Raw genomic sequence first — 452 nt, 5'->3', positions numbered from 1 at the left:
GTACCAACGACGCGCCGGTGGCGGTGGCCGATACGGCCGCCGGCACGGAGAACCAGACCCTGACCATCAACGTGCTGGCCAACGACACCGACGCTGACGACGGCCACCTGTTCACGCTGAACTCGGCCAGCGCGCCGGCAAGCAAGGGCACGGCCAGCGTGGTCGGCAACCAGCTGGTGTTCAATCCGGGGAGCGACTTCGATCATCTGGCGCAGGGTGCGGTCGAGCACGTGACGCTCAATTACCAGATGCAGGACGAACACGGCGCACTCTCGAGCTCTACGGTGGGCGTGACGATCACTGGTACCAACGACGCGCCGGTGGCGGTGGCCGATACGGCCGCCGGCACGGARAACCAGACCCTGACSATCRACGTGCTGGCCAACGACACCGACGCTGACGACGGCCACCTGTTCACGCTGAACTCGGCCAGCGCGCCGGCAAGCAAGGGC

1 protein-coding gene is annotated in these 452 nt (G+C 66.8%); it reads left to right on the top strand.

What is annotated here, in order from left to right:
* The coding region (locus AC1DHT_RS29370) for an Ig-like domain-containing protein (protein ID WP_477761607.1) at window positions 1-452 on the top strand (452 nt) is incomplete at both ends.

It is taken from the genome of Pseudomonas sp. 05N432, assembly GCF_056396945.1.
This window is presented reverse-complemented; position numbering and strand designations above follow the sequence as displayed.